This is a genomic window from Kitasatospora sp. NPDC008050, assembly GCF_042957465.1.
Taxonomy (GTDB): Bacteria; Actinomycetota; Actinomycetes; order Streptomycetales; family Streptomycetaceae; genus Kitasatospora.
The window spans coordinates 285,452-308,988 of sequence record NZ_JBIBIJ010000009.1 but is presented as its reverse complement, the minus strand read 5'-3'; the positions used below and the strand labels follow the sequence as shown (position 1 = coordinate 308,988).

General features: G+C 73.3%; 19 protein-coding genes. 9 read left to right on the top strand and 10 right to left on the bottom strand.

What is annotated here, in order from left to right:
- Positions 1-3: 3 nt before the first annotated feature.
- On the bottom strand, positions 4-1,152 hold the full coding sequence (locus tag ACFZB9_RS20385; protein WP_391449039.1) for an acyl-CoA dehydrogenase family protein: 1,149 nt from the start codon (positions 1,150-1,152) through the stop codon (positions 4-6).
- Positions 1,149-2,648: a CoA-acylating methylmalonate-semialdehyde dehydrogenase gene (locus tag ACFZB9_RS20380; protein ID WP_391448976.1), complete on the bottom strand. Its 1,500-nt coding sequence runs from the start codon at positions 2,646-2,648 to the stop codon at positions 1,149-1,151. The genes ACFZB9_RS20385 and ACFZB9_RS20380 overlap by 4 nt, the downstream gene beginning before the upstream one ends.
- Before the next feature lie 294 nt (positions 2,649-2,942).
- Here ACFZB9_RS20380 and ACFZB9_RS20375 point away from each other — a divergent pair, with 294 nt between their 5' ends.
- Positions 2,943-5,162: an NADP-dependent isocitrate dehydrogenase gene (locus tag ACFZB9_RS20375; protein ID WP_391448975.1), complete on the top strand. Its 2,220-nt coding sequence runs from the start codon at positions 2,943-2,945 to the stop codon at positions 5,160-5,162.
- 58 nt (positions 5,163-5,220) lie between these two features.
- Here the strand turns inward: ACFZB9_RS20375 and thrS are convergent, their stop codons facing one another.
- The gene (gene thrS / locus ACFZB9_RS20370) at positions 5,221-6,465 is read right to left on the bottom strand and encodes a threonine--tRNA ligase (RefSeq protein ID WP_391448973.1); all 1,245 of its coding nucleotides are present in this window, start codon (positions 6,463-6,465) and stop codon (positions 5,221-5,223) included.
- Between the two features lie 535 nt (positions 6,466-7,000).
- A complete protein-coding gene (locus ACFZB9_RS20365; protein ID WP_391448971.1) occupies positions 7,001-7,375 on the bottom strand; it encodes a cupin domain-containing protein in 375 nt (124 codons plus the stop codon).
- Between the two features lie 71 nt (positions 7,376-7,446).
- Here ACFZB9_RS20365 and ACFZB9_RS20360 point away from each other — a divergent pair, with 71 nt between their 5' ends.
- A complete protein-coding gene (locus ACFZB9_RS20360) occupies positions 7,447-8,439 on the top strand; it encodes a helix-turn-helix domain-containing protein (RefSeq protein WP_391448970.1) in 993 nt (330 codons plus the stop codon).
- Positions 8,440-8,497: 58 nt separating this feature from the next.
- Here the strand turns inward: ACFZB9_RS20360 and ACFZB9_RS20355 are convergent, their stop codons facing one another.
- A complete protein-coding gene (locus tag ACFZB9_RS20355; protein WP_391448969.1) occupies positions 8,498-9,061 on the bottom strand; it encodes a WhiB family transcriptional regulator in 564 nt (187 codons plus the stop codon).
- A gap of 413 nt (positions 9,062-9,474) precedes the next feature.
- Between ACFZB9_RS20355 and ACFZB9_RS20350 the strand changes: the two genes are divergently transcribed.
- Genes ACFZB9_RS20350 through meaB form a run of 3 tightly spaced genes read left to right on the top strand, consistent with a single transcriptional unit; the run spans position 9,475 to position 14,638 of the window.
- Positions 9,475-11,409 carry a methylmalonyl-CoA mutase family protein gene (locus ACFZB9_RS20350; RefSeq protein WP_391448968.1) on the top strand — a complete coding sequence of 645 codons (1,935 nt, stop codon included), beginning with the start codon at positions 9,475-9,477 and terminating at the stop codon, positions 11,407-11,409.
- The gene (gene scpA, locus ACFZB9_RS20345) at positions 11,406-13,607 is read left to right on the top strand and encodes a methylmalonyl-CoA mutase (RefSeq protein ID WP_391448966.1); all 2,202 of its coding nucleotides are present in this window, start codon (positions 11,406-11,408) and stop codon (positions 13,605-13,607) included. Before ACFZB9_RS20350 ends, scpA begins: the two co-directional genes overlap by 4 nt.
- A gap of 38 nt (positions 13,608-13,645) precedes the next feature.
- Complete coding sequence (meaB, locus tag ACFZB9_RS20340) at positions 13,646-14,638, top strand: methylmalonyl Co-A mutase-associated GTPase MeaB (RefSeq protein ID WP_391448965.1); 993 nt, start codon at positions 13,646-13,648, stop codon at positions 14,636-14,638.
- Between the two features lie 27 nt (positions 14,639-14,665).
- Here the strand turns inward: meaB and lnt are convergent, their stop codons facing one another.
- From lnt to ACFZB9_RS20320, 4 genes are all read right to left on the bottom strand, one after another.
- Entirely contained in the window at positions 14,666-17,464 is a 2,799-nt protein-coding gene (gene lnt, locus ACFZB9_RS20335) for an apolipoprotein N-acyltransferase (protein ID WP_391448963.1), read from the bottom strand.
- 28 nt (positions 17,465-17,492) lie between these two features.
- Positions 17,493-17,771, bottom strand: coding sequence for a dsRBD fold-containing protein (locus tag ACFZB9_RS20330; protein ID WP_391448962.1), 279 nt, complete (start codon positions 17,769-17,771; stop codon positions 17,493-17,495).
- An 83-nt stretch (positions 17,772-17,854) separates the two neighbouring features.
- Positions 17,855-19,135 (bottom strand): SPFH domain-containing protein, encoded by a 1,281-nt coding sequence (locus ACFZB9_RS20325; RefSeq protein ID WP_391448960.1) that lies wholly within the window; start codon positions 19,133-19,135, stop codon positions 17,855-17,857.
- A gap of 21 nt (positions 19,136-19,156) precedes the next feature.
- Positions 19,157-19,381 (bottom strand): hypothetical protein, encoded by a 225-nt coding sequence (locus tag ACFZB9_RS20320; protein ID WP_391448958.1) that lies wholly within the window; start codon positions 19,379-19,381, stop codon positions 19,157-19,159.
- A 250-nt stretch (positions 19,382-19,631) separates the two neighbouring features.
- Between ACFZB9_RS20320 and ACFZB9_RS20315 the strand changes: the two genes are divergently transcribed.
- Together ACFZB9_RS20315 and ACFZB9_RS20310 are read left to right on the top strand one after the other, a co-directional pair.
- Positions 19,632-19,775 (top strand): hypothetical protein, encoded by a 144-nt coding sequence (locus ACFZB9_RS20315; RefSeq protein WP_391448956.1) that lies wholly within the window; start codon positions 19,632-19,634, stop codon positions 19,773-19,775.
- Between the two features lie 5 nt (positions 19,776-19,780).
- On the top strand, positions 19,781-20,296 hold the full coding sequence (locus ACFZB9_RS20310) for a pyridoxamine 5'-phosphate oxidase family protein (RefSeq protein ID WP_391448955.1): 516 nt from the start codon (positions 19,781-19,783) through the stop codon (positions 20,294-20,296).
- A 48-nt stretch (positions 20,297-20,344) separates the two neighbouring features.
- Here the strand turns inward: ACFZB9_RS20310 and ACFZB9_RS20305 are convergent, their stop codons facing one another.
- Positions 20,345-21,361, bottom strand: coding sequence for a glycosyltransferase family 2 protein (locus ACFZB9_RS20305; RefSeq protein WP_391448953.1), 1,017 nt, complete (start codon positions 21,359-21,361; stop codon positions 20,345-20,347).
- 332 nt (positions 21,362-21,693) lie between these two features.
- On the opposite strand from ACFZB9_RS20305, the gene lysA reads away from it, so the two are divergent.
- Both lysA and ACFZB9_RS20295 read left to right on the top strand, forming a co-directional pair.
- Positions 21,694-22,947 (top strand): diaminopimelate decarboxylase, encoded by a 1,254-nt coding sequence (gene lysA, locus ACFZB9_RS20300; protein WP_391448951.1) that lies wholly within the window; start codon positions 21,694-21,696, stop codon positions 22,945-22,947.
- 126 nt (positions 22,948-23,073) lie between these two features.
- Positions 23,074-23,529: a MarR family winged helix-turn-helix transcriptional regulator gene (locus ACFZB9_RS20295; RefSeq protein WP_391448950.1), complete on the top strand. Its 456-nt coding sequence runs from the start codon at positions 23,074-23,076 to the stop codon at positions 23,527-23,529.
- The last annotated feature ends 8 nt before the right edge of the window (positions 23,530-23,537 follow it).

Sequence of the window (23,537 nt, the reverse complement as noted above, 5' to 3'; positions counted from 1 at the left end):
TCATCAGGCGGCCCCGATCAGGCCGCGGGCCACGATGACACGCATGATCTCGTTGGTCCCTTCCAGGATCTGATGCACCCGCAGGTCGCGGACGATCTTCTCCAGACCGTACTCGGCCAGGTAGCCGTATCCGCCGTGCAGTTGCAGAGCGGCGTTGGCCACCTCGAAGCCGGTGTCGGTGACATGGCGCTTGGCCATGGCGCACAGCTCCGGTGCGCGCGGGTCCTTGCGGTCCAGCGCCCCCGCCGCGCGCCAGAGCAGCGCCCGGGCGGCCTCCAGCTCGATGGCCATGTCGGCCAGCCGGAACTGCAGCGCCTGCGCGTCCAGCAGCCGGGCACCGAAGGCCTGGCGGTCCTTGAGGTAGCGGGTGGCCCGCTCCAGGGCCTCCTGCGCGCCGCCCAGCGAGCAGGAGGCGATGCCGAGGCGGCCGCCGTTCAGCCCGCTCATCGCGATCCGGAAGCCGCCGCCCTCCTCGCCGAGCAGCCGGTCGGCGGGCACCCGGACGCCCTCCAGGATGACCTGGCGGGTGGGCTGGGCGTTCCAGCCCATCTTGTGCTCGTTGGGCCCGAACGACAGGCCCGCGTCCTCCCGGTCGACCAGGAAGGCGGAGATCCCGCCGGGGCCGGGCCCGCCGGTGCGCGCCATCACGACGTACACCTGCGAGGTGCCGGCGCCGGAGATGAACTGCTTGACGCCGTCGAGCACCCAGTGGTCGCCGTCGCGCACCGCACGGGTGCTCAGCGCGGCGGCGTCCGAGCCGGCGCCGGGTTCGGTGAGGCAGTAGCTGGCCAGGTGCTCCATCGTGCAGAGCCCGGGCAGCCACCGCTCGCGCTGCTGCTCGCTGCCGTACTGGTCGACCATCCAGGCGACCATGTTGTGGATCGAGAGGTAGGCGGCGATCGAGGGGCAGCCGGTGGAGAGCGCCTCGAAGATCAGCACCCCGTCCTGCCGGGTGAGCGCCGAGCCGCCGAACTTCTCACCGACGTACACCCCGCCCAGGCCCAGGGCCGCCGCCTTGCGCAGCACGTCCACCGGGAAGTGCTTCTTCTGGTCCCACTCCACCGCGTGCGGGGCCAGGTGTTCGCGGGCGAACTCACCTGTGGTCTCCGCTATGGCGAGCTGGTCCTCACTCAGGTCGTGCACGCCGCTCAGTCCATCGTGGGGATGCTGAAGCTCGCGCTCTCCTTGACCCCGGAGGGCCAGCGCGAGGTGACGGTGCGGGTGCGGGTGTAGAAGCGGATCGAGTCCGGGCCGTGCTGGTTGAGGTCGCCGAAGCCGGAGCGCTTCCAGCCGCCGAAGGTGTGGTAGGCGATCGGCACGGGGATCGGCACGTTGACGCCGACCATGCCGGTGTTGACCCGGCGGGAGAAGTCGCGGGCGGTGTCACCGTCGCGGGTGAAGATCGCCACACCGTTGCCGAACTCGTGCTCGCTGGGCAGCCGCAGCGCCTCCTCGTAGTCCGCGGCGCGGACCACGGTGAGCACCGGACCGAAGATCTCCTCGCGGTAGATCCGCATGCCGGTGGTGACCCGGTCGAACAGCGAGGCGCCCAGGAAGTAGCCGTCCTCGTGGCCCGCCAGCTTGAAGTCCCGGCCGTCCACCAGCAGCTCGGCGCCCTCGTCGACGCCGATCTCGATGTAGTCGCGGACCCGGTCCAGCGCGTCGCGCCCGACCAGCGGGCCGAAGTCGGCCGCCGGGTCGTCGGAGCGGCCCACCTTCAGGGTGGCGATCCGCTCCTGGAGCTTGGCGACCAGCTTGTCGGCCGTCTCCTCGCCCACCGGGACGGCCACCGAGATCGCCATGCAGCGCTCGCCCGCCGAGCCGTAGCCGGCGCCCACCAGCGCCTCCACGGCCTGGTCGAGGTCGGCGTCCGGCATGATGATCATGTGGTTCTTGGCGCCGCCGAAGCACTGGGCGCGCTTGCCGTGGGCCGCGGCGGTGGCGTAGACGTGGGCGGCGATCGGCGTGGAGCCGACGAAGCCGAGCGCCTGCACCCGCGGGTCCTCCAGCAGGGTGTCCACCGCCTCCTTGCCGCCGTTGACGACGTTGAGCACGCCGGCCGGCAGCCCGGCCTCCAGGAACAGCTCGGCCAGGCGCAGCGGCACCGAGGGGTCGCGCTCGGAGGGCTTGAGGATGAAGGCGTTGCCGCAGGCGATGGCCGGCGCGGCCTTCCACAGCGGGATCATCGCGGGGAAGTTGAACGGCGTGATGCCGGCCACCACGCCCAGCGGCTGGCGCATCGAGTAGACGTCGATGCCGGTGCCGGCGTTGTCGGTGAACTCGCCCTTGAGCAGGTGCGGGATGCCGGCGGCGAACTCCACCACCTCCAGGCCGCGCTGCAGGTCGCCGTGCGCGTCGGCGATGGTCTTGCCGTGCTCGGCGGAGAGCAGCCGGGCCAGCGACTCGCGCTCGCCCTCGACCAGCTGCAGGAAGCGCATCATGATCCGGGCCCGGCGCTGCGGGTTGAAGGCGGCCCACTCGCGCTGGGCGCGCTCGGCGTCCGCGATCGCGGCCTCGACCTCGCCGCGGTTCGCCAGCGGCACCCGGGCCTGGACCTGGCCGGTGTTGGGGTCGTAGACGTCGCCGAAGGCACCCGAGGTACCCGGGACGTGCTTGCCCCCGATGAAATGCGTCAGTTCACGGACCATCGGTTCCTGCTCTCTCGTGGGGTGGTGAGAGGAGGACGGGCGCTGCGCGCCCCGGCCGAATGCGCTGGTGGCGCGGTGCTGCCGGTGCCGTCCTCGTGAAGCGAAACGGCGGCGGACCGTGCCGGATCCGGCCGGCTCCCGACACCGCGGACCTGCGGACCGACCATATAGTTGGACGTCCTAGTAAGTCTAGAAGGCAAATCAGGACGTCCACCGGGGTGGGGTTGGTGTCGGGAGGGGCCCGTCACGGGATATCTTGATATCAAGACGTTGTAGCCGTGAAGCGGAGCACTGATGACTGACTCGACCATCATCTATACGCACACTGACGAGGCCCCGGCCCTGGCAACGTATTCGTTCCTGCCGGTGATCCAGGCCTACGCCTCGACAGCGGGCGTCAAGGTGGAGACGCGCGACATCTCGCTGGCCGGGCGCATCATCGCCAGCTTCCCGGAGTACCTGGAGGAGGGCCAGCGGATCGCCGACGCGCTCTCGGAGCTCGGTGAGCTGGCCAAGACCCCCGAGGCCAACATCATCAAGCTGCCGAACATCTCGGCCTCCATCCCGCAGCTCAAGGCGGCCATCGCCGAGCTGCAGGCCCAGGGCTACGCCCTGCCGAACTACCCGGACGAGCCGAAGTCCGACGAGGAGCGCGAGGCCCGCGCCCGGTACGACAAGATCAAGGGCAGCGCCGTCAACCCCGTCCTGCGCGAGGGCAACTCCGACCGCCGGGCGCCCGCCTCGGTCAAGAACTACGCCAAGACCCACCCGCACCGGATGGGCGCCTGGAGCTCGGACTCCAAGACCAACGTCGCCACCATGGGTGTCAACGACTTCCGCCACACCGAGAAGTCCGCGGTCATCGCCGAGGCCGGCTCGCTGCGGATCGAGCTGGCGGCCGCCGACGGCAGCACCGTCGTGCTGCGCGAGTCGGTCCCGGTCCAGGCCGGCGAGGTCGTCGACGCCTCCGTGATGCGCGTCGCCGCGCTGCGCGAGTTCCTGGCCGCCCAGGTCGCGCGGGCCAAGGCCGAGGGCGTGCTGTTCTCGGTGCACCTGAAGGCCACCATGATGAAGGTCTCCGACCCGATCATCTTCGGCCACGTGGTGCGCGCCTTCTTCCCCAAGACCTTCGCCCAGTTCGGTGAGGTGCTGGCCGGCGCCGGCCTGAACCCGAACAACGGCCTCGGCGGCATCCTCGGCGGCCTGGACGCGCTGCCGCAGGGCGCCGAGATCAAGGCCTCCTTCGAGGCCGAGCTGGCCGAGGGCCCGGCCCTGGCGATGGTCGACTCCGACCGCGGCATCACCAACCTGCACGTGCCGAGCGACGTCATCGTCGACGCCTCGATGCCGGCCATGATCCGCACCTCCGGCCACATGTGGGGCCCGGACGGCAAGGAGGCCGACACCCTGGCCGTGCTGCCGGACAGCAGCTACGCGGGCGTCTACCAGGTCGTCCTCGACAACTGCCGCGAGCACGGCGCCTTCGACCCGACCACCATGGGCTCGGTGCCGAACGTCGGCCTGATGGCGCAGGCGGCCGAGGAGTACGGCAGCCACGACAAGACCTTCGAGATCCCGGCCGACGGCACCGTCCGCCTGGTCGACGCGGCCGGCAACGCGGTCATCGAGCAGCCGGTCAGCGCCGGCGACGTGTTCCGCGCCTGCCAGACCAAGGACGTGCCGATCCGCGACTGGGTCAAGCTCGCCGTCAACCGCGCCCGCGCCACCGGCAACCCGGCCGTCTTCTGGCTGGACGAGACCCGCGCGCACGACGCCAACCTGATCGCCAAGGTCAAGGCGTACCTGCCGGAGCACGACACCGAGGGCCTGCAGATCGAGATCCTCGCCCCCGAGCAGGCCACCGCCTTCTCGCTGGAGCGCATCCGCCGCGGCGAGGACACCATCTCGGTCACCGGCAACGTGCTGCGCGACTACCTGACCGACCTGTTCCCGATCCTGGAGCTGGGCACCAGCGCCAAGATGCTCTCGGTCGTCCCGCTGATCAACGGCGGCGGTCTGTTCGAGACGGGCGCCGGCGGCTCCGCCCCCAAGCACGTCCAGCAGCTGGTCAAGGAGAACTACCTGCGCTGGGACAGCCTGGGCGAGTTCTTCGCGCTGGCGGCCAGCTTCGAGCACCTGGCGCAGAGCACCGGCAACGCCGACGCCCAGGTGCTGGCCGACACCCTGGACCGGGCCACCGGCACCTTCCTCAACGAGGACAAGTCGCCCAGCCGTCGCCTCGGTGGCATCGACAACCGCGGCAGCCACTTCTACCTGGCGCTCTACTGGGCCCAGGAGCTGGCGAAGCAGGGCGAGGACGCCAAGCTGGCCGCCGCGTTCGGCCCGCTGGCCCGGACGCTGGCCGAGCAGGAGCAGACCATCGTCGACGAGCTGATCGCCGTGCAGGGCGCGCCGGTCGAGCTGGGCGGCTACTACCAGCCCGACCCGGCCAAGGCCGCGGCGGCCATGCGCCCGTCGAAGACCTTCAACGAGGCGATCGCCACCCTCGGCTGATCCGGTCACACCCCTCGGCCCCCGGGTCCGCTGCTGCGGACCCGGGGGCCTTGCCACGTCAGGAGGCGGCCCACAGCTCGCCGCCGCGGGCGGCGACCTGGGCCCCGATCCGGGCCAGCGCCTCGGCCACCGGCAGCGGTTCGAGCCGCCGGCCGTCGCGCAGCCGCAGCGCGACCGCCTCCGCCGCCGCCTCCCTGGGCCCGATCACCGCCTGGTACGGCACCAGCCGCGCGGTGCGGATCCGCGCCCCCAGGCCGCCCTCTTCGGGCAGCACCAGCTCCGCCCGCAACCCCTCGGCCACACACCGGTCGACCAGCGCGGCGGCCACCGGCACCTCGGCCTCGCCCACCGGCAGCGCGACCAGCTGCACCGGCGCCAGCCAGCCGGGGAAAGCGCCCGCGTGCCGCTCGATCAGCTGGGCCACCACCCGCTCCACGCTGCCGATCACCGCGCGGTGCACCATCACCGGGCGGTGCCGGGCGCCGTCCGCACCGATGTAGCGCAGGTCGAACCGCTCGGGCTGGTGGAAGTCGACCTGGATGGTGGACAGGGTGGCCTCGCGTCCGGCGCCGTCGGCGATCTGGACATCGATCTTGGGGCCGTAGAACGCCGCCTCTCCCGCCACGCTCTCGTAGTCGATCCCGGCCTCCTCCAGCACGCCGATCAGCAACTCCCCGGCCTGGCGCCACATCCCCTGGTCGGCGACGTACTTGCCGCCCTCGCCGGGCAGCGAGAGCCGGTAGCGGGCGGCCTCGATGCCCAGCACCCGGTAGGCCTCGCGGATCAACTCCAGGGCGGCGCGCACCTCCTGGGCCACCTGGTCCAGGGTGCAGAAGATGTGCGCGTCATTGAGCTGGATCGAGCGGACCCTGGTCAGCCCGCCCAGCACCCCGGACCGCTCGGAGCGGTACATGCCGCCCAGCTCGGCCATCCGCAGCGGCAGCTCGCGGTAACTGCGGGCCCGGGAGCGGAAGATCACCGCGTGGTGCGGGCAGAGGCTGGGCCGCAGCACCACCTGCTCGCCGCCCAGGTCCATCGGCGGGAACATGTCCTCGCGGTAGTGCGCCCAGTGCCCCGAGATCTCGTACAGCTCGCGTTTGCCCAGCACCGGCGAGTAGACGTGCCGGTAGCCGGCCCGGCGCTCCACCTCGCGGATGTACTCCTCCACCGCGTGCCGCACGGCGGCGCCGGCCGGCAGCCAGTACGGCAGGCCGGCGCCGATCAGCGGGTCGGTGTCGAACAGGTCGAGCTCGCGGCCGAGCCTGCGGTGGTCAGGAACGGGCCGGGACAACTGGTCGGACATGGGGACTCCTCGGCTGGTGCGGAGCGAGTACCCACATGGCGAAGCCCCGGGGCACTCGCCCCGGGGCTCGGTCGACGTGAAGCAGCTGTCAGCGCACCGGGACGGTCTCCGGCGTCGTCGTCGCGACTGCGTGCTTCGGGAAGCTCATGTCGGCCAGCGTAGCAGCGGGTCGCGCGGGCGGACATCGAAAAACGCCATCGGAAAACGCCACGGCCCCGACCTCTTGTGGTGGTCGGGGCCGTGGCGAATGGCGGGTGGCCTAGCGGGCCGGACGCCAGAACTCGGGAAGCCGGTCCGATCGGACCGAACGCTCGCCTCTTGGGGGGACGAGCCAGGCGAACAGCTTCTTGAGCATCGTAACCTCCTTTCATCGCGAACATGTCATGACTATGGCTACACCATGCACATGAACGAATCCACTGGGTGAGGCAGTTGGGGGTCGGATTCGGCCAAAGAATGGCCGGGAGGGCGCACTTGCCCCTTGACACGGGTCGGGCCTGCCCCGGCACCCGCAGGCCGCACGCACGCGGCGGCGCTACACCGCGCTCGGCGCCGTCGGCGTGCTGACCGGGATGTTGATGCCGAGCATCCGGGCCCCGCTCTCGCTGTGCGGCCGGTGCGCACTGCCCGGCGCGAACACCACGTACGAACCGGGGCCCAGCCGGCGCCCGCCCTCGATGACCTCGCCGCTGATCACGTAGTAGCGCTCCTCGCCCTCGTGCCGGTCCAGCCGCGGCCACCGGGTCCCCGGGGCGAAGTCGATCACCCAGCCGTCGGCCAGCGTGGTCCTCGGCAGGCTGCGCCGGGTGATGCCGGGGGCCACCTCGGTGGGCTCGACCTCGTCGACCCGGAGGTACCGCACCAGGTCCGGCCGCTCGTCGCTTCGTCCATCGCTCACTCGATCGCTCATGGGTCCAGCCTGGCCGGAAGCGGTCCGCCCGCCCCAGTGTCCGGAACGACACGGTGAGGTACTTTCCTGCCATGCCCTCCTCGCCCCCGGGGGACCGCCCCCACCGGGTCGTCGCGCTCGCCCAGCCGCCCCAGTCGACCTTCGAACTGGCCATCGCCGCCGAGGTGTTCGGCGTGCGGCGACCCGGCCTGCCGGCCCACTACACGTTCCAGGTCTGCGCCGAACACCCCGGCGGCGTACCGACCCTGGCCGGCTACGAGCTGGCGGTGACCGCCGGCCTGCCGGCGCTGGCGGAAGCGGACACCATCGTGGTGCCGGGCCGGCGCCCACCCGGCACGCCGGACTCCCCCGCCTCCCCCGCCGTCCTGACCGCCCTGCGCCAGGCCCACGCCCGCGGCGCCCGGGTGGTGGCGATCTGCGCGGGCGCCTTCGTACTGGCCGGGGCCGGGCTGCTGGACGGCCGCCGCGCCACCACCCACTGGCGGATGGCCCAGGAGCTGGCGACCGGGTTCCCCGCCGTCCAGGTCGACGCCGACGTGCTCTTCGTCGACCACGGTGACGTCGCCACCAGCGCCGGGACGGCGGCCGGCGTCGACCTCTGCCTGCACCTGGTACGGGCCGACCACGGCGCCGCCTACGCCGCCCAGGTCGCCCGCCACATGGTCATGCCCCCGCACCGCGAGGGCGGCCAACTCCAGTACGCGGCAGTCCCGCTGACCGCCGGGCAACCCGCCGAATCGCTGGCCGCCCTGTTGGAGTGGGCCACCGGCCGGCTGGCGCAGCCGCTCTCCGTCGACGACCTGGCCGCCCGCGTCGGCGTCTCCCCGCGGACCCTGGCCCGCCGCTTCGCCGAACAGCTGGGCACCAGCCCCGGCCAGTGGCTGCTCGCCCAGCGCATCACCGCCGCCCGGGCCCTGCTGGAGGAGACCGACCTGCCGGTCGACACCATCGCGCTGCGCGTGGGCCTCTCCTCGGCCGTCAACCTCCGCCGCCGCTTCCACCAGGCCCTGCGCACCACCCCCTCCGCCTACCGACGCGCCTTCCGCGGCACCGCCGCCCACTGAGCCGACGGCCGCGCCGTGGCAGGACGGCGGCAGCGCGGCCAGGGCCGCGACACGCCGGTCACCCCCGTGGCAGCCGATCCGCGCTGTGCTCGGCCCAGCCCGGCAGCGCGAGGCCCAGCGCGCGGCAGTACCCGAGCACCCGCCAGGCCGTCGCCCGCGCGGCGCGCACGGTGGCGTCCGACAGGTGCAGCGCAGCCGAGATCTCCCGCTCGGTCCACCCCTGGTTGAGCAGCAGCAGGACGACGGCGGGGCGGTCCCGCTCGTCCGGCGCCAGGCCCGCCGCGATGATCCCCTCCACCAGCCGCACCGCGCCCCCGCCCAGGGCCAGCAGCGCGCCGCTCTGGCGGCGCAGCACCTGGCGCTCCATCGGGGTCAGCCCGCCCCAGATGCCGTCGCCCTCCCCGTCCGCCACCGCCTGCCGCAGGCAGGCCTCGCGCACCGGGCAGCACCGGCAGACGCCCTTGGCCGCCGCCACCCGGGCGCCGTTGTCGACGACCCGGCCGGCCTCGGCGGCGCGTCCGCAGGCGAAGAACAGCTCCGGGTCGACAAAACGACACGCCGGCCCGGTGATGACGACCTGCCCGGCCCCACCCGCTTGGTCAATGACCGAAGACCGTGACATTCCCGCCTCCTCGGCCCGTCTGCGGGCCGCACCGGCGGTACGGCCTCACAAGCTGTCACGGACCATCCGACCTGCGGGTTCACCACCCGGCGGGCGACGCCCCACGATCGCCCCCATCCGCAGCCGGCCGATCAGCGGCAGCACCGCCCGGGGCGCTGCGGATCCGCGACCTCACGCAGGCCTCCAGCGCGGCGACGGCGCGCTGCTTCTGATCGGACGTCATGCCTCGCCCGCCACGCCCGACCCCGACCCGCCCGGGGCGGATCCGGTGGAGTCGACCCGGGCGGGGAGGCGCGAGGCCGGTACGAGAAATCCCCCCGGCGCCACCGCGGACCCGCCGCATGGAGCAGCGAGTGCAACATCACACCCGGTAACCCTGCTGCGGCTTTAGGCCCGGGCACTAACCTGCCCCCATGACGGTCCCGCCCGAAGGGCTCCCCCTGGCCGCCGAGTTCCCGGATGCAAGCCGTGAGCAGTGGCGGCGCCTGGTCGAAGGCGTCCTGAGCAAGTCAGGTACGCGAATCGCCGCCGGTACACCGGCCGAGGACGCGCTGGCCAGCACGCTCCAGGACGGGCTGCGCGCCCGTCCGCTGTACACCGCCGAGGACGCCCCGGCTCCGGCCGCGGCCGGCTATCCCGGTTTCCCGCCGTTCGTGCGTGGCGGCCGCCCGCAGGGCCCGGCGGTGGCGGGCTGGGAGGTCCGCCAGTACCACGCCGACCCGGACCCGGCGCGCGCCGCCGAGGCGGTGCTGGCCGACCTGGAGCACGGCGGCGGCTCGGTCTGGCTCACCCTCGGCGAGGCCGGCCTGCCGGTCTCGGCGCTGCCCACCGTCCTGCGGGACGTCTACCTGGATCTCGCGGGCGTGGTGCTGGACGCCGGCCCGCAGACCAAGGCGGCCGCCGAGCGGTTCTTCCAGCTGCTGGCCGAGCGCGCGGTCGCGAACGAGGCGGCCACCGGCAGCCTCGGCGCCGACCCGCTGGGCCTGCTCGCCCGCACCGGCAGCGTTGCCGACGGCGCCGATGACACGGGCGACGACGCCACCACCGCCCGCCTCGCCGAGGCCGCCGAGCTGGCCGCGCGCTGCCACCGGGACTACCCGGGCCTGCGCGCCCTCACCGTCGACGCCCTGGCCTACCACGAGGCCGGCGCCTCCCCCGCCCAGGAGCTGGGCGCCGCGCTCGCCACCGGCGTCGCCTACCTGCGCGAGCTGACCGCCGCCGGCCTGTCCGTGGACGCGGCCGCCGGCCAGCTGGAGTTCCGCTTCGCCGCCACCGAGGACCAGTTCCTCACCATCGCCAAGTTCCGCGCCGCGCGCCGCCTGTGGGCCCGGGTCGCCGAGGTCAGCGGGGTCTCGCCGCAGGCCGCCGCGCAGCGCCAGCACGCCGTCACCTCGGCCGTGATGATGACCGCGCGCGACCCGTGGGTGAACATGCTGCGCACCACGGTGGCCACCCTGGCCGCCGGGGTCGGCGGCGCCGACGCGGTGACCGTGCTGCCGTTCGACAGCGCGCTCGGACTGCCGGACGCCTTCGCCCGCCGGATCGCCTGCAACACCCAGGCGATCCTGCTGGAGGAGTCACACCTGGGCCGGGTGATCGACCCGGCCGGCGGCTCCTGGTACGTGGAGCAGCTGACCGAGGAGCTGGCGCAGGCCGCCTGGGCCTGGTTCCAGGAGATCGAGCGGGCCGGCGGCCTGCGCGCCGCGCTGGACTCCGGGCTCATCGGCGAGCGGATCGCCGCCACCTGGGCCGAGCGCTCGGCCAGGCTCGCCAAGCGGCGCGAGCCGATCACCGGCGTCAGCGAGTTCCCCAACCTCGGCGAGCAGCCGCTGGTCCGCGAGCCGGCCCCGCATCTCCCTGGCCGCGCTCGGCCCGGCGGCGGCGGCCTGCCCCGGGTGCGCCGGGCGGAGGCCTTCGAGGCGCTGCGGGACCGCTCGGACGCGCACCTGGCGGCCACCGGCAGCCGCCCCAGGCTCTTCCTGGCGGCGCTCGGCCCGGCGTCCGCGCACACCGCGCGGGCCACCTTCGCCGCCAACCTGTTCCAGGCCGGTGGGATCGAGACGGTCCTCGCCGCGGGCACCGAGCCGGCCGCGCTGGCGGCGGAGTTCACCGCGAGCGGCGCGACCACGGCCTGCCTGTGCTCCAGCGACACGCTCTACGCTGAACTGGGCGAGTCGGTGGCCGGCGCACTGAAGGCGGCCGGCGCCGGCACCGTGCTGCTGGCCGGACGGCCCGGCGAGCAGCGGGAGGCCTACCAACGAGCCGGGGTGGACGAGTTCGTCTTCGCGGGCGGCGACGCGGTCGCGCTCCTGGCCTCGCTCCTCGACCAGATCGGAGTGGCGCGATGATCCCCGACTTCACCACCATCGGGCTCGACGGGGAGCAGGCCGCCGCGGCCACCGCCGAGCAGTGGCAGGACGCCTGGCGCGAGGCCACCGGCAAGGACGTGGGTGAGCAGCTCTGGGAGACCCCGGAGGGCATCGGCGTCAAGCCGCTCTACACCGCCGAGGACCTGGCGGGCCTGGACTTCCTGGGCACCTACCCGGGCATCGCGCCCTACCTGCGCGGCCCGTACCCGACGATGTACGTCAACCAGCCCTGGACGGTGCGCCAGTACGCGGGCTTCTCCACCGCCGAGGAGTCCAACGCCTTCTACCGCCGCAACCTGGCGGCCGGGCAGAAGGGCCTGTCGGTCGCCTTCGACCTGCCCACCCACCGCGGCTACGACAGCGACCACCCGCGGGTGACCGGCGATGTCGGCATGGCGGGTGTGGCGATCGACTCGATCTACGACATGCGCCAGCTCTTCGACGGCATCCCGCTGGACAAGATGTCGGTGTCGATGACGATGAACGGCGCCGTGCTGCCGGTGCTGGCGCTCTACATCGTGGCGGCCGAGGAGCAGGGGGTGCCGCCCGAGAAGCTGGCGGGGACCATCCAGAACGACATCCTCAAGGAGTTCATGGTCCGCAACACCTACATCTACCCGCCGCAGCCCTCGATGCGGATCATCTCCGACATCTTCGCGTACACCTCGCAGAAGATGCCGCGCTACAACTCGATCTCCATCTCCGGCTACCACATCCAGGAGGCCGGAGCGACGGCCGACCTGGAGCTCGCCTACACGCTGGCCGACGGCGTGGAGTACCTGCGGGCCGGGCTGGGCGCGGGACTTGACGTGGACGCCTTCGCGCCGCGGCTGTCCTTCTTCTGGGCGATCGGGATGAACTTCTTCATGGAGGTCGCCAAGCTGCGCGCGGCCCGGCTGCTCTGGGCCAAGCTGGTCAGGCAGTTCGACCCGTCGAGCCCCAAGTCGCTCTCGCTGCGCACCCATTCGCAGACCTCCGGCTGGTCGCTGACCGCCCAGGACGTGTTCAACAACGTCACCCGCACCTGTGTGGAGGCGATGGCCGCCACCCAGGGCCACACCCAGTCGCTGCACACCAACGCGCTGGACGAGGCGCTCGCGCTGCCCACCGACTTCTCGGCCCGGATCGCGCGCAACACCCAGCTGATGCTCCAGCAGGAGTCGGGCACCTGCCGGGTGATCGACCCCTGGGGCGGCAGCGCCTACGTGGAGAAGCTCACCCACGACCTGGCCCGGCGCGCCTGGCAGCACATCCAGGAGGTCGAGGCGGCCGGCGGCATGGCCAAGGCGATCGACGCGGGCATCCCCAAGCTGCGCGTCGAGGAGGCCGCCGCCCGTACCCAGGCGCGGATCGACTCGGGGCGGCAGCCGGTGATCGGCGTCAACAAGTACCGGGTCGCCAACGACGAGCAGATCGACGTGCTCAAGGTCGACAACTCCGCGGTGCGCGCCCAGCAGATCGAGAAGCTGCGCCGGCTGCGCGCCGAGCGCGACGAGGCCGCCTGCCGGCACGCCCTCGATGCGCTGACCCGCTCCGCCGAGGCGGGGGCCAGCGGCTCGCTGGACGGCAACCTGCTGGCGCTGGCCGTCGACGCGGCCCGCGCCAAGGCCACCGTCGGGGAGATCTCGGACGCCCTGGAGAAGGTGTACGGGCGGCACTCCGGGCAGATCCGTACCATCTCCGGTGTGTACCGTGACGAAGCCGGAGCCTCCTCCACCGGCGTGCAGCGCACCCGCGACCTGGTCGAGAAGTTCGAGGCCGCCGAGGGCCGCCGCCCGCGCATCCTGGTCGCCAAGATGGGCCAGGACGGCCACGACCGCGGCCAGAAGGTGATCGCCACCGCCTTCGCCGACCTCGGCTTCACGGTGGACGTCGGCCCGCTCTTCCAGACCCCGGCCGAGGTGGCCCGCCAGGCGGTGGAGGCCGACGTGCACATCGTCGGCGTCTCCTCGCTGGCGGCCGGGCACCTGACCCTGGTCCCGGCGCTGCGCGCCGAACTGGCCGCGGCCGGGCGGGAGGACATCACCATCGTGGTCGGCGGCGTGATCCCGCCGCAGGACTTCGAGGCGCTGTACACGGCCGGTGCCGTGGCGGTCTTCGGGCCCGGCACGGTGATCCCGGACGCCGCGTACGAGCTGCTGGAGAAGCTGGCCGCCGACCTCGGACACGACCTGTGAGGCGGCTGCCCCGACCACGAGTTGTGAGCCGCTGACCGATGGCCCGCACGATCGACCTCGACCAGTACCGGCAGGGTGTGCTCGACGGCTCGCGCGCCTGGATCGCGCGGGCCATCACCCTGGTCGAATCCACCCGGCCCGACCACCGCGAGCTGGCCCAGCGGCTGCTGGTCGACCTGCTGCCGCGCTCCGGCAAAGCGGTGCGGGTCGGCATCACCGGTGTGCCCGGGGTCGGCAAGTCGACCTTCATCGAGGGTCTCGGCACCAAGCTGACCGGGCGCGGCCACAAGGTGGCGGTACTCGCCGTCGACCCGACCTCCAGCCGGACCGGCGGCTCCATCCTGGGCGACAAGACCCGGATGGAGCGGCTGGCGACCGACCCGAACGCCTTCGTCCGCCCCTCCCCCACCTCCGGCACGCTCGGCGGCGTGGCCCGCGCCACCCGCGAGTCGATGGTGGTGATGGAGGCGGCCGGCTATGACGTGGTGCTGGTCGAGACGGTCGGCGTCGGCCAGTCCGAGACCACGGTGGCGGGCATGGTCGACTCCTTCCTGCTGCTCACCCTGGCCCGCACCGGCGATCAGCTCCAGGGCATCAAGAAGGGCGTGCTGGAGCTGGCCGACCTGATCGCGGTCAACAAGGCCGACGGTCCGCACGACCGCGACGCCAAGGCCGCCGCCCGCGAACTGGCCGGTGCGCTGCGCCTGCTCCAGGCCCCGGACGCGGTCTGGACGCCACCGGTGCTCACCTGCAGCGGCCTGGCCGGCACCGGCCTGGACGAGCTCTGGGAGCGCCTCACCCAGCACCGCGAACTGCTGGAGGCCACCGGCGCGTTGAGCACCAAGCGGCGCGACCAGCAGGTCGCCTGGACCTGGGCCATGGTGCACGACCAGCTCTTCGCCCAGCTCCACGAGAACCCCGAAGTCCGGCGCCTGACACCGGTGCTGGAGCGCCAGGTCCGCGAGGGCACGCTCACCGCGACGCTGGCGGCCCAGCAACTGCTCGCGGGCTTCTGGCGGCCCACGGAGTAGGCAGGGTCCTGGGCGGGGGCGCCTGCGTCACGGCCGCGCCCGCCCCACTCCCGCCGCTGTCACCGCGCCCGCCAGCACGGTGAACGCCACCGCGAGCATCCAGTCGCCCGCCCGCTGGTACGGCGTGGTGCCCGAGACCAGCGGCACCTGCGTCACGAACGCCCCGCGGTAGCCGTCCCCGTGCCAGGCCAGCACCCGCCCGTGCGCGTCGAAGACGGCGCTGTCACCGGTCAGCCCGACCTGCACCGCGGGCCGGCCGGTCTCCACCGCCCGGACCGCCGCCAGTGAGGCGTGCTGGGGCTGGGCCCAACTGTCCTGGAAGGTCGACGTGCTGGTCTGGTACACCAGCAGCTGGGCACCGTGCGCGACCTCGGTCCTGGACATGTCCGGGAACGTCGACTCGTAGCAGATCAGCGGCCCGAAGCCGACCGGCCCGGCCCGCATGACCACCGTCCGCTCGCCGCGCAGCACATTGGTCGGCGCCGCCTTGCTGACCCCGGTCAGCCAGCCCAGCGCCGCACGGAACGGGATGTACTCGCCGAACGGGACCAGCCGGATCTTGTCGTAGGTGCCCAGCACGCCACCGGGGCCGATCAGCAGCGACTGCTTGTAGAAGCCCGAGCCGTCGGCCGCCTGCGCGTCGCCGTTGACCAGCAGGTCGCCGCCCACGGTACGGGCCAGCGCCGCGAGGGCGGCGTTCGAGGACGCGCCGCTGTTCACGTTGTCCGCCAGCGAGCTCTCCCCCCACACCACCAGGGCCGGGTGCTGCGCGGCGAGTCCACCGGTCGCCGCGACCTCGAAGGCCTGCTGGGCGGCGGGGTCGGCCACCCCGGGCTGCACCACGGCCACCGGCACGCTGCCGGTCTGCGGCAGCGCAGGGCGCACCGCCGACCAGATCGGCCCGACCGCCAGGCATCCGCCGACCGTGATCAGCGCCGCGACCCGCAGCCGGAGCCGACGCTGGATCAGCACCACCACCAGCGCCGTGTTCACCGCGGCCACCAGGAACCCGGTGAGCCAGACCCCGCCCAGCGCGGCGGTGGAGAGCATCTGGGGCTGGTTCCACTGAGTGGCCCCCAGCAGCGCCCACGGCCCGCCCAGGCTCTGCCAGGACCGCACGCCCTCCGCGCAGAGCCAGGCGCTGGGCACCACCACCAGCGCCACGGCCGTGCGCCGGCCGGTCAGCGGGGCGGCCAGCAGCCGGTGCACGGCCCAGCCCCAGGGCAGCCAGAGGACACCGAGCAGCAGGGCCGCCAGCGCGAGCGCGGGCCCGATGTCGGGCACCAGCCAGTACTGGGTGGCCACTTCGAAGCCCGCCAGGCCCCACCAGGCCCGCACCACGCCCTCGCGCCGGGTCGGCGCGGCGCGGACCACCAGGGTCAGCGGCACCAGCGCGAACCAGGCCAGCCACCACCAGGCGGGCGCCGGGAAGGCCAGCGCGGGCAGCATGCCGACGGCGAACGCGCCGAGCCGGCCCCGGTAGCGGCCCGGCCGCTTCACCCGCCGCCGCCGTCCGCCGGTCAGCCGGTGCGCCAGGCGCTCACGCGGCCGCCAGCCCTGCTCGACCGCGCCGAACACCGCCCACCCGGCGGTGAACCCGGCCGCCACCCACCAGAGCAGCACCCGCTGGTGGCCGGAGTGCCACCAGGGCACCATCACCAGTCCGGCCAGCACGAACGAGATGTTGTAGAGCATGTCGTAGATCGCGAAGACCCGGCCGCGCGCGGCGTCCGGGGTCGCCCCGCCGAGCAGCGCGTCGGTGCAGACCTTGAGCACCTGGAAGGCGAACGCCGCCACCCCCACGCACGGCACCAGCACCCAGAGCGAGGGCAGCAGCCCACCGACATAGGCCGCCGCGGCGGCCGGCAGGAAGGCGGCCGGCAGCAGCGCGCGGGTCCCGTAGCGGGCGGCCAGCGGCGGTGCGGCCGCGCTCGCCGCGAAGGTGGCGACGCCGGTGACCGCCAGCGCGATCCCGTATCCGGAGGCCTTCAGCCCGTACTGCGAGTCGGCGACCAGCACCAGCAGCACGAAGCCGGCCCCGAGCAGCAGCCGGTGGGTGGCCACCGCCAGCAGCGGCCGCCGGATCGCCGTGCTGCCGCCGGCCACCTTCACGCCGTCCCACAGGTCCACCGCCACCCGGTGCAGCCGCACCGTCATGTTCTCCGCCCCGCCGCCGCCCCGCCCGCCCAGGTACGGCAGGGGTGCGAAGACCAGGGCGGCCGCCAGGTACAGCAGGCCCGCCGCCATGAACCCGGCCGCCGCCGACCACCCCACGAACTGCGACCCGCCCACCGCGCCGAGGAACGCCGCCGCCGATCCGGCCAGCGCGGAGAGCGCGTTCGCGGGCACCAGCCGCTCCCGGGGCACGGTGCGCGGCAACGCGGCCCCCTTGGCGGTGAGCACCAGGCGGGAGGAGGAGAGCAGCAGCAGGGTCGCCACGTACGCTGCCGGGGTCCACCGCTGCGCCACGATCACCGCCCCGGCCAGCACCAGCACCGCGCGCAGCACCGAGACCACGACGAGTGTGCGCCGCCGGTCGAACCGGTCCAGCAGCACCCCGGCGAACGGCCCCAGCAGGCTGAACGGCAGCAGCGTCACCGCCAGCACGAGCGCGATCCGACCGGGCGTGGCACCCCGGCCCACGTCGAACAGGACGAACTGGGCGAAGGCGATCTGCGCCAGCCCGTCACCCGCCTGGCCCAGGCACTGCCCGCCGATCAGCCCGCGCAGCGGGCCGCTCAGGTCCTGCCGTACCGACCCGCCGCCCGGCCCAGGGGCCGCGCGCGGCACCGATCCGTCGGCGGCGAGCCCTGTTCGCTCGCTCATCTGCGCAGATCACCCGCTGCCGTGCTGGTCAGTGGCCCGAGACGGCGGGCCAGTGGTCCGCCGCGCCGATCTCGCCGTCGGCCCGGACCCGCAGCTGCCGGGCCAGCGCGTGCAGCGCGCGGGCGGCGGCCAGCTCCTCGCCGATCCGGTAGGCGGGCCGGTCACTCGTCTGGCGTAGTGCCGCACCCTGGCCGTGCAGGGCGGGGGCGCGCTCACCGGCCAGCCAGGCCGAGCAGGCCGTCCTGGTGCCGTCCTCCTCGAAGCTCAGCTCGATGTCCCACTGGTTGTCCAGCCGGTAGTTGCGCATCTGGCACCTCCTGGCCGGGCACCGCCCGGCGGCGACCCCGTCCACCACTAGCGTGCTCCGGCCCGTGCCGGACCGGCAACGGCTCAGCCCTGCGCGGGCTGCGGCCCGGAGTCCGGCCGCACCTCCTCGCTCACCTCCACCACCTGCGACGATGCCTTGGGCGTGGCGCGCTTGAGCACGTCCAGGATCGCCAGCCCCTGTCCCACGATCCCGGCGGCCACCTGGCTGACACCCTCGCTGCCGTTGAGGATCGTCAGGTTCGATCCGGCGATGCCCTGGGCCGCCGCCTCCACCAGCGCGGGCAGGTTCTCCACCACCCGGTTGGCCGCGATCAGCTCCTGCGCGCCGTCGCGCAGCGAGTCGGCCCGCAGCGCGTTGGCGGCGGCCTGCGCCTCGGCGGTGGTCCGCTCGGCGTACGCGGCTCCGTCCGCCTGCACCCGCACCGCCTGGGCCTCGGCGGTGGCGAGCGTGGTGCGCCGGTAGGCCTCGCCCTCGGCCTCGAACTTCGCCCGGTCGCGCTGCGCCTCGGCCAGCGCACGCAGCCGGTAGGCCTCCGCGTCGGCCGGACGCCGCACCTCGGCCTCCAGCCGCTGGGCGGCCAGCTCCGCCTGACGCTGCGCCAGCTGGGTCTGCTCGGTGATGACCTCCTGCGAGGCCTTCGCCTGGGCCAGCGGTCCGGCCTGCGCGGCACGGGCGTTGGCCTGTTCGGTCTCGGCGACGAAGCCGGCCCGCTTGATCGCGGTGTCCCGCTCGTACTGCGCCTTGAGGGCCATCGCCTCCTGCTCGCGCTGGGCGGCCTCCTGGTCGGCCCTGGCCTGCGCGATCCGGGCCTGACTGGCGACGGCGGCGGCGTGCGGGGCGGCCAGGTTGGTCACGTAGCCGGTGGCGTCCTCGATCTCCTGGATCTGCAGGGCGTCGACCACGATGCCGAGCTTCTCCATCTCGTTGTGGCTGCCGGCCTTGACCTCCTGGGCCACCCGGTCGCGCTCACGGATGATCTGCTCCACCGTCAGACCGCCGATGATGGACCGCAGATGGCCCGCGAAGATCCGCCCGACCAGCTCCTCCATCCGCGACTGCTCGGCCAGGAACCGGCGGGCCGCGTTCGCGATCGAGACCGAGTCGTCGCCGACCTTGAAGACGGTCACCGCCCGGACGGTGAGCCGGATGCCCTGCTGGGTCACGCAGTCCTCGGCGATCTCCGCCTCGCGCAACGCCAGCGAGAGGATCTTGGCCTTCTGCTTGATCGGCATCACGAAGCTGCCGTGCCCGGTGACGATCCGGAACTGGGTGTCCTGGGCCTGGCGCTTGGAACCTGAGATCAACAGCGCCTCGTTGGGCGCCGGCACATGCCAGAACAACATCGCGAACTCCTCACGAACGTCCTATGTACGGGGGAACAGCACCACCAGCACGGATCGGGCCGATATCCGCTCCACGACCATGACCTGCGTGTTCCGCGCGATCGGCGTGTCGGACCAGGCCGCGAACGCCTCGCTGCCCCCGCGCACCGGCAGCAGCACCTCGCCCGGCCCGTCCACCGGGATCGAGACGGTGACCCAGCCCACGGCTCCCACCGGGCTCTGCTCGGCGTCGTCAGGAACCTCCATCAGGCTCACCCGCTCTCCGACGCCGATCCACGGGCCCCGCCGATGGGAACCCCTGCTCTCCAATCTAACGAGCCCACCGGCGGAAAGAGCCGCCCGCGGCACGACGCGCGGTGGCACGGTCCTGACCCAGCCGAAGGACGCTGCGCCGACCGACCGCGCGGCTGCCCCGCCCACCGCACGCCCCGTGCCAGGCTGACCGCCGGCGCCCCGCCCGCGCGCACCCCCGAGACGCCCTGCTGGAGGCCCGCCGATGACCGCCGTGGATCCCGTGCCGGACGACCGCCCGCGCCTGACGCCCCGGCTCTGCAACCGCTGGAACGTGGCCGGCCACTTCGAGGACGTCCCACCGCGGGAGCCGGCCCGGCGGGCCGCCGCCGCGATGGGCGGGAGCTGACCGCGGTGTCCGACGACCCGGCGGCACGAGCGCCGCGCGCGACCCGCCCGTCCATGCCGGGCTACGGGATCCTGGCCGCCGACGAGGGAACCGGCCTGCTGCCCTGGTCCTGGGCCGAGCGGCGGCTGACCGACTCGCACGACTACTGGGTCTGCACCGTGCGCCCGGACGGCCGCCCGCACAGCATGCCGGTGTGGGGCGTCTGGCTGCGGGGAGCGCTCTGGTTCAGCAGCAGCCGCCGGTCCCGCAAGTACCGCAATCTGGCCGACCGCCCCGACTGCGTGCTCACCACCGACAACCCGCACCAACCGGTGGTGCTGGACGGGGTCGCGGCGGTCATGACCGGGCCGGCGGACGTCGCCGCGTTCCTGGCCGCGCTCAATGCGAAGTACCGCACCGACTACGGCCCGGACTTCCTGGACCCGGCGGTGAACGCGACCTTCCGGGTCCGGCCGAGCTCGGTCTTCGGCCTGACCGACGCCGACTTCACCGGCTCGCCGACCCGCTGGACCTTCGGCTGAGCCCGGGGGCCGCCCCAAGCCGGCGCCCCCCGCCCACCCTTCGCAGCGTTACCCCCGCCCGCCCTTCCCGGTGACTGCCGTGCGGGCGATCTGCGAGAGCTTCGCCACCTCGAACGCGCTGTACACCCCGCCCGCCAGCAGCGAGAACTTCAGCCCGGCGCGCCCGCCCGGGCGCTTGAAGCCCACCGGCAGGTAGCGCTGGTAGTGCTCGGCGGCCCGGTGGAAGAACCGCGGCCGGGCCGCCCGGGTGACACAGCCCGCCAGGTCGAAGACGAACAGGTAGTGCTGGATCATCCGGCCGAACAGGTGCGGCCGCAGCGCCTCGTACTCCGGGCGCGCGTCCAGCAGTTCGAAAGTGCGCTCGTACTGGTCGAAGAGGTCGAAGGTGCTGCTGCCGGGCGACCCGGTGGGGTGCACGGTGTGGCGGCGCCGGATCTGCACCAGGTCCCGGTCCAGCACCGCGACCCGCTCGGCCGCCAGCAGTGCCTGGTAGGCCACCGGCACCTCCTCGTACTCGCCCTCGGGGAAGGCGAGCTCCTCGTCCTCCCAGAGCCGGCGGCTGATCAGCCGGTCCCAGACCTGGGCGGGCGCGCCGAGCAGTTCGGGGTGGTCGGTCACCCAGAAGCAGCCCGGCCCGCCCGCGGTCGCCACCGATGCCAGCAGCCCGGCGGTGGCGCCCGGCCAGACCTGCCCGGCGTGCAGCCGGGTGTGACCGAAGAGCAGCACCTGCGGATCCGCCGCGCTCACCTTTTCGGCCAGGGCCAGCAGCGCCCCGGGATCGAGCACATGGTCACTGTCCAGGAAGAGCAGATAACGCCCGGTGGCGCGGGCCGCTCCCGCATTGCGGCTGCGGCCCACCCCCACCGTCGCGTTCAGCCGCAGCACCGACACCCGACCGTCCTGCGTCGCGTGCGGGACCCGGCTCGGGCAGTCGGGCGAGGGGTCCGCCACCACGATGACCTCGAAGCCGCCGAAGGACTGCTCAAGGATCGAGTCCAGGCAGTCGGCGAGCTGTCCTTGCAGGTCATAGGCGGGCAGGACGATGGAGATGAGGGGTGCGGGCATGCGCCAGAAGGTAAGCGGATGTCAGGAACGCAGCAAGGCCCATGAGGTGACTAATCCGGCATATCGCACGTTCCGCCAGTCATGCTCACAACACCCTCACCAGCCACGCAGATCCCGTCCACGTCAGCCGCCCACCCTGCCCCACCCGCCGCAATATTTCTCGGCCCGGCGGAGCGCGCGACCGCATTTGTCCGCCGTTTCCGTGCCACTCGGGAATTTCTTTTGCGCTTTTCCTTCCAAGCCCCGCCGGCAGTAGGGTTTTCGGATCCGCGGACGTTTTCCGGATCCGAAATTCACCAGGCCGCGCCATGAATTGTGCGAAGGACACCCGAGTGACCACCTCCCCCGCCCTCGACGGCGCCCGGCTGGCCCGCATCAGCGCCGAGTACGGCACCCCGGCCTGGGTCTACGACGCCGGGCACATCCGCGCCCAGATCGCGAAGCTGCGCAGCTTCGACGTGATCCGGTTCGCCCAGAAGGCCTGCTCCAACACGCACGTCCTGCGGCTGATGCGGACCGAGGGCGTGCTCGTGGACGCCGTCTCCCAGGGCGAGTTGGAGCGCGCGCTGACCGCGGGGTACGAGGTGGCGGGCCCGAACGAGCCGATCGTCCTCACCGCCGACCTGCTGGACCGGGCCACCCTGCGCCGGGTGGTCGAGCTGGGCGTCCCGGTCAACGCCGGCTCGCCGCAGATGCTCGACCAACTGGGCACGGCCGGCCCGGGCCACCGGGTCTGGATCCGGGTCAACCCGGGCTTCGGACACGGCCACAGCCGCAAGACCAACACCGGCGGCGAGCACAGCAAGCACGGCATCTGGCACGAACACCTCGCCGAGAGCCTGGAGTTGGTCGACCGCCACGGCCTCGACCTGGTCGGCCTGCACATGCACATCGGCTCGGGCGTGGACTACGGCCACCTGGAGGCGGTCTGCGAGACGATGGTCAAGCAGGTCCGGCTCTGCGGGCGGGACGTGCGGGCGATCTCGGCGGGCGGCGGCCTCTCGGTGCCCTATGCGCCCGGGGAGCCGGAGGTCGACACCGAGCGGTACTTCCGGATCTGGGACGCGGCCCGTCAGGAGCTGGTGCGCGAACTGGGCCACCCCGTACGGCTGGAGATCGAGCCGGGCCGGTTCCTGGTGGCCGGCTCCGGCGTGCTGCTCAGCGAGGTGCGGGCGCAGAAGCCGGTCGGCAGCAACCACTTCACGCTCATCGACGCCGGTTTCAACGACCTGATGCGGCCCGCCATGTACGGCAGCAGCCACCGCGTCTCGGTCCTGACACCGGACGGCGCGCCGCGGGTGACGCCGGCCCGCGAGACGGTGCTGGCCGGGCCGCTCTGCGAATCCGGCGACGTGTTCACCCAGGCGGCGGGCGGCGAGGTCGAGTCGGTGCCGCTGCCGCGCGCCGAGATCGGCGACCTGGTGGTCTTCCACGACACCGGGGCGTACGGCGCGAGCATGTCCTCCACCTACAACTCGCGCCCGCTGATCCCGGAGGTGCTGGTCGACGGCACCGACACCCGGCTGATCCGCCGTCGCCAGAGCGTCGCCGAGCTGCTCACGCTGGAGACCGACCTCCCCGCCTGACGCCTCCCCGCCTGACCGGTCGGCCCGCCCGTTCCCCGCCCGACCGACCGCTGCTCCCTGGGTCGACAGGCAGACTGCTAAGCTCGCCTTATTAGTCTGCCTGTCGACCCAGGGAGCAGTGTCACCATGCACCACCACGAGGACCCGGCGCACGCGCAGCACCAGCTGCAGGAGACCGCCGAGGAGCTGGCCCTCTCCGTGGGCCTGCTGGTGCGCCGGCTGCGCGCGGAGGCCACCACGAGCGGCCTCACGCTCTCCCAGGAGGCCGTCCTCAAGCGACTGGAGCGCGAGGGGCCACAGACCGCGGCCGAGCTGGCCCGGGCCGAGCAGGTCCGGCCGCAGTCCATGCTGGCCACCGTCGGCGCGCTGCTGGCCGAGGGGCTGATCGAGCGCACCCCGCACCCCGAGGACGGCCGGCAGCTGCTGATCGCGCTCACCGACCCGGCCCGGCTGCTGCTGCGCGAGCGCCGTGCGGCCGGCCGCGGCCGGCTGGCGGAACTGATCGCCACCCGGCTGACCCCGGCCGAGCAGCAGGCCCTGCAGGAGGCCGCCGGCCTGCTGCGCCGCCTGGCCACCGACTGAGCGCTGCC

Excerpts from the sequence above, each read along its gene's own strand:
- ACFZB9_RS20380 (WP_391448976.1), bottom strand. The coding sequence starts at position 2,648 with ATGGTCCGTGAACTGACGCATTTCATCGGGGGCAAGCACGTCCCGGGT.
- ACFZB9_RS20375 (WP_391448975.1), top strand. The coding sequence starts at position 2,943 with ATGACTGACTCGACCATCATCTATACGCACACTGACGAGGCCCCGGCC.
- thrS (WP_391448973.1), bottom strand. The coding sequence starts at position 6,465 with ATGTCCGACCAGTTGTCCCGGCCCGTTCCTGACCACCGCAGGCTCGGC.
- ACFZB9_RS20365 (WP_391448971.1), bottom strand. The coding sequence starts at position 7,375 with ATGAGCGATCGAGTGAGCGATGGACGAAGCGACGAGCGGCCGGACCTG.
- ACFZB9_RS20360 (WP_391448970.1), top strand. The coding sequence starts at position 7,447 with ATGCCCTCCTCGCCCCCGGGGGACCGCCCCCACCGGGTCGTCGCGCTC.
- ACFZB9_RS20355 (WP_391448969.1), bottom strand. The coding sequence starts at position 9,061 with ATGTCACGGTCTTCGGTCATTGACCAAGCGGGTGGGGCCGGGCAGGTC.
- ACFZB9_RS20350 (WP_391448968.1), top strand. The coding sequence starts at position 9,475 with ATGACGGTCCCGCCCGAAGGGCTCCCCCTGGCCGCCGAGTTCCCGGAT.
- scpA (WP_391448966.1), top strand. The coding sequence starts at position 11,406 with ATGATCCCCGACTTCACCACCATCGGGCTCGACGGGGAGCAGGCCGCC.
- meaB (WP_391448965.1), top strand. The coding sequence starts at position 13,646 with ATGGCCCGCACGATCGACCTCGACCAGTACCGGCAGGGTGTGCTCGAC.
- lnt (WP_391448963.1), bottom strand. The coding sequence starts at position 17,464 with ATGAGCGAGCGAACAGGGCTCGCCGCCGACGGATCGGTGCCGCGCGCG.
- ACFZB9_RS20330 (WP_391448962.1), bottom strand. The coding sequence starts at position 17,771 with ATGCGCAACTACCGGCTGGACAACCAGTGGGACATCGAGCTGAGCTTC.
- ACFZB9_RS20325 (WP_391448960.1), bottom strand. The coding sequence starts at position 19,135 with ATGTTGTTCTGGCATGTGCCGGCGCCCAACGAGGCGCTGTTGATCTCA.
- ACFZB9_RS20320 (WP_391448958.1), bottom strand. The coding sequence starts at position 19,381 with ATGGAGGTTCCTGACGACGCCGAGCAGAGCCCGGTGGGAGCCGTGGGC.
- ACFZB9_RS20315 (WP_391448956.1), top strand. The coding sequence starts at position 19,632 with ATGACCGCCGTGGATCCCGTGCCGGACGACCGCCCGCGCCTGACGCCC.
- ACFZB9_RS20305 (WP_391448953.1), bottom strand. The coding sequence starts at position 21,361 with ATGCCCGCACCCCTCATCTCCATCGTCCTGCCCGCCTATGACCTGCAA.
- ACFZB9_RS20295 (WP_391448950.1), top strand. The coding sequence starts at position 23,074 with ATGCACCACCACGAGGACCCGGCGCACGCGCAGCACCAGCTGCAGGAG.